4 protein-coding genes are annotated in these 3712 nt (G+C 37.3%); 2 read left to right on the top strand and 2 right to left on the bottom strand.

What is annotated here, in order from left to right; translation table 11 throughout:
• Positions 1 to 73 precede the first annotated feature (73 nt).
• A complete protein-coding gene (locus IQ247_RS31785) occupies positions 74 to 1261 on the bottom strand; it encodes an HhoA/HhoB/HtrA family serine endopeptidase (protein WP_193926177.1) in 1188 nt (395 codons plus the stop codon).
• Between the two features lie 335 nt (positions 1262 to 1596).
• On the opposite strand from IQ247_RS31785, the gene IQ247_RS31780 reads away from it, so the two are divergent.
• On the top strand, positions 1597 to 1968 hold the full coding sequence (locus IQ247_RS31780; RefSeq protein ID WP_193926176.1) for a metal-sensing transcriptional repressor: 372 nt from the start codon (positions 1597 to 1599) through the stop codon (positions 1966 to 1968).
• A 103-nt stretch (positions 1969 to 2071) separates the two neighbouring features.
• Entirely contained in the window at positions 2072 to 2890 is an 819-nt protein-coding gene (gene menH, locus IQ247_RS31775) for a 2-succinyl-6-hydroxy-2,4-cyclohexadiene-1-carboxylate synthase (RefSeq protein WP_193926175.1), read from the top strand.
• 49 nt (positions 2891 to 2939) lie between these two features.
• On the opposite strand, the gene IQ247_RS31770 is transcribed toward menH, so the two are convergent.
• Positions 2940 to 3620, bottom strand: coding sequence for a glycoside hydrolase family 24 protein (locus tag IQ247_RS31770; protein WP_193926174.1), 681 nt, complete (start codon positions 3618 to 3620; stop codon positions 2940 to 2942).
• Positions 3621 to 3712 lie beyond the last annotated feature (92 nt).

The raw sequence follows: 3712 nt of genomic DNA, 5'->3' as shown, positions 1-3712 counted from the left end.
GGACAAGGGGATGGGGAGAAATAAATAACTCCTCACTCCTAACTCCTAACTCCTAACTCCATTCCCTATACTTTTAAGAAAAATCTTTCAATTCAGCAGTACGTAAAGATATTTGCTGGGTACGATTACCTCTTTGTACTTTTAACTGTAAATTTTCACCGACACCGCTATTTTCAACTATAACCAGCAACTCCTCTCCGGTGGTGATGCGCCTTCCATCAACCCCAATAATTACGTCTCCGACACGGATACCCGCATTAGCTGCTGGAGAATTTGGTATAACTCTTCCCACCAAAACACCTTGTACTTCCGGTACTTGAATTGGAGAATTAGGATTAGCGTTGATGCGTCGCGCTTGTTCAGGTGTTAAATCATCCATTCCTATACCTATAAACGGATGAGCAACCTTCCCGTTACGTTGCAATTCGCTGGTGATTTGCTTGGCTTTATCGATGGGAATCGCAAATCCGATACCCGTTGCATCCGCCCGAATTGCCGTATTTATACCGATAACTTCGCCTCTATCATTTAATAAAGGACCTCCGGAATTTCCCGGATTAATCGCTGCATCGGTTTGAATAAACTCCAAACGCTTGGAAGAAATACCAACTTGAGAACTAGGACGTTTCAAAGTACTGACAATTCCCAAAGTTACCGTATTATCGAAACCCAAAGGATTTCCTACCGCGATCGCCCAATCTCCAACTTGAACCTCAGTAGATGAACCCAGGGGTGCAACTGGTAAATCGCTACCAGCGTTAATTTTCACAACTGCTAAATCAGTTACTTCATCGACTCCTTGAACTTTACCTTCAAATTCGCGTCCATCTTTGAGACGAACTGTTACTCTATCTGCCTTATCAACTACGTGAGCGTTGGTTAAAACGAACCCGCTTTTGTCAATAATAAAACCAGAACCTAATCCACGTAGCTGTTCCGGAGGCAAATTTCTGGGCAGAGAATCGCCGAAAAATCTCCTAAAAAATGGATCTTCCATAAAAGGATCGGGAAGACGACGGCTTACCGTGCGCTCGGTATCAATCCGAACTACTGCACTGCCAACTCGATTAACTGCTGCTGTGACAAAACTTCTGTTTGCGATCGCAGCCGCAGCATTAGAAGGTTTTTGAGCTATCGGTGCGGGTTCCGCTTGAGAAGGTAATACCGAAAGAGTATTAACACTCAGCAAAACCCCGACTAGAATTGCTAATAAATGAGTACTTAGTTGTCTTATCGACTTGGGCAAATTTGTAAATTTCATCACCAAGACCGTTTTTTCAGTTTAATTGTTAATTATTCTTGACAATTGTCTTTAAAGTTATTCAAAGCAGGTAATTGTCATATTTATTTGCTTATTGACGTTTTGTAGAACCCTGAAGTTTCGACATTTTCAGCGCTAATAGTTAGCTATAAGACGTTAAACAAACTGTACCTGCTGTTGGGTTTATTAAAGATATTAGCAAAAATTGGGCAAAACTTTCCTTTGAATACGAATACATTTGCGATCGGGTAATCTGGGGATTACACAAACCTTAACGGACTGTTTGACCTTTGCGTTAGGATTATAAATACTGCCTAACCCCCAATAAACAGCCCATGAATGGAACCTCAAATCAAAACGACCATATACTGAGTAAGAATACAGACGCGAACAATTCAGAACATAACCACAATCACACCCATTCAGCTCACCCCCACATCCATAGTGAAGAGTCCTTACGAAAAATAGTTAACCGGCTATCACGTATAGAAGGGCATATTAGAGGTATAAAAACTATGGTGCAGCAAAATAGCCCTTGTCCCGATGTATTGCTGCAAATTGCTGCGGTTAGAGGTGCAGTTGATCGGGTAGCGCGGATCGTTTTAGACGAACATTTAACCGAATGCGTTGCCAGAGCCGCAAAAAATGGCAATATTGATGTTGAAATGGAAGAATTAAAGGCGGCTTTAGACCGATTTTTGCCTTAATTTACCTCAATTAATTGGTAATTTGTAATTTTAAGTTGAATTTAGCAAAGCATCAGGTATCTATATTTTTAATAGTTTAGTGAAGTAATTCAAATAAATCTTGATGAGTTTAAAAAATCATAGATTTCATTATTGTTTCAGTGGTAATTCCGATAAACCACTGATTCTTTTTTTGCATGGTTTTATGGGTAATATTTATGAATTTAAGGAAGCAATATCTTTATTAAAATATGATTTTTATTGTTTAAATATTGACCTTCCCGGACATGGAAAAACTCAACTTTTAGGTGATGATAGCTATACCATGGCTGATACTGCGGATGCTTTAATAAATTTATTAGATGAATTAAAAGTTAAGCAATGTTTTTTAGTTGGATATTCAATGGGTGGAAGATTAGCTTTATATTTAACACTACAGTTTCCCCAAAGATTTTATCAAGTGATTCTAGAATCTGCTTCTCCTGGTTTGTTAACAGAAAAAGAACGATTAGAAAGAATTAAAAGAGACGAACAAATAGCTAGAAAATTAGCAAGAAGTATTCAAAGAGAAGATTTTCTTAATTTTCTACAAAATTGGTATAATCAGCCAATTTTTGGGAACATTAAAACTCATTCTGGATTTGAGCAAATGATAGAAAATCGGTTGGAAAATAATCCGGTGCAATTAGCTAAATCATTGCGATTGATGGGTACCGGAATTCAACCTACTTTATGGGAAAAATTACCTGATAATCAAGTTTCTACACTTTTATTAGTCGGAGAAAACGATAAAAAATTTATTGATATAAATAGAAAAATGACTCAAATTAGCGATTTATGTAATTTAAAAATTATTAAAAATACTGCTCACAATATTCATTTAGAAAACACATTGGTATTTGTGGAAAATATTCGGAATTTTTTCAACTTATCGTCTCTGTAAACCCAGAAGTCGGGTTTTTTAGAGAAACCCGACTTCTTTCCCCAGAACCTTATTGAACCTTATTAACCGCACTTAATTCCTCTTGCAAAACTTTCTGATAAATTTTTGGTAAACTACTACTTATCGAATTAGTTTCAATACCATATCCCAAACTTGTCCAAGTAGGAGAAAGTTTTTTTAAAACTTGATTTACTTTTCCTTCTCGCAACAATTGAGAAATATTAACTCCCCACTCTTTAGAATCGCTCAACCAACTATAAACTACTTTATCTTGATATTCGGGTTCAAAACTATAGCTAGCCCAAAACATCATCGGCATCGGCTGCTTTGGATGATAGCGTTCAGCAATTCTAAACCAAGTCGTATTAATAACTTGGTATCTACCCGCAGCAGTAGAACAGTTTCCTGTATTTGGTCCGACAGTAATTGTGACGCATTTCTCAGGATGACGACTCAAATCGCTGACGTGTTCACCACCATACAAAATAGAATAAGGACGTTTGCTATTAGCTTCACTAGCTCCAATAGTTCGCATTAAAGCGCGAATATAAGGGTCACCACCTTCCATAATTAAAGGTGGCTGATTCTTCTGAAATACTGGGTCGCTATTGGGTTCTAAGCTACCGTAAATATACCATTGAAACATACAGACAAAGGCGAGGAGAGCGGCTACAGGTCCGATCAATTTTTCAACACCTTTGAAGTAAAATCCTTTAAGAGTTTTACTCATTAATATTACTTAAGATAGCCAAATTAAATATAACAACAATAATAAATCCAAGCATTCCGGCAATATTGATCAATCAAACCGGACTCTTAAAC

The organism is Plectonema cf. radiosum LEGE 06105 (genome assembly GCF_015207665.1).
GTDB classification, from domain to species: domain Bacteria; phylum Cyanobacteriota; class Cyanobacteriia; order Cyanobacteriales; family Nostocaceae; genus Rivularia; species Rivularia radiosa_A.
The sequence above is the reverse complement of the archived record's forward strand: the minus strand, read 5'-3'. Positions and strand labels throughout refer to the sequence as shown.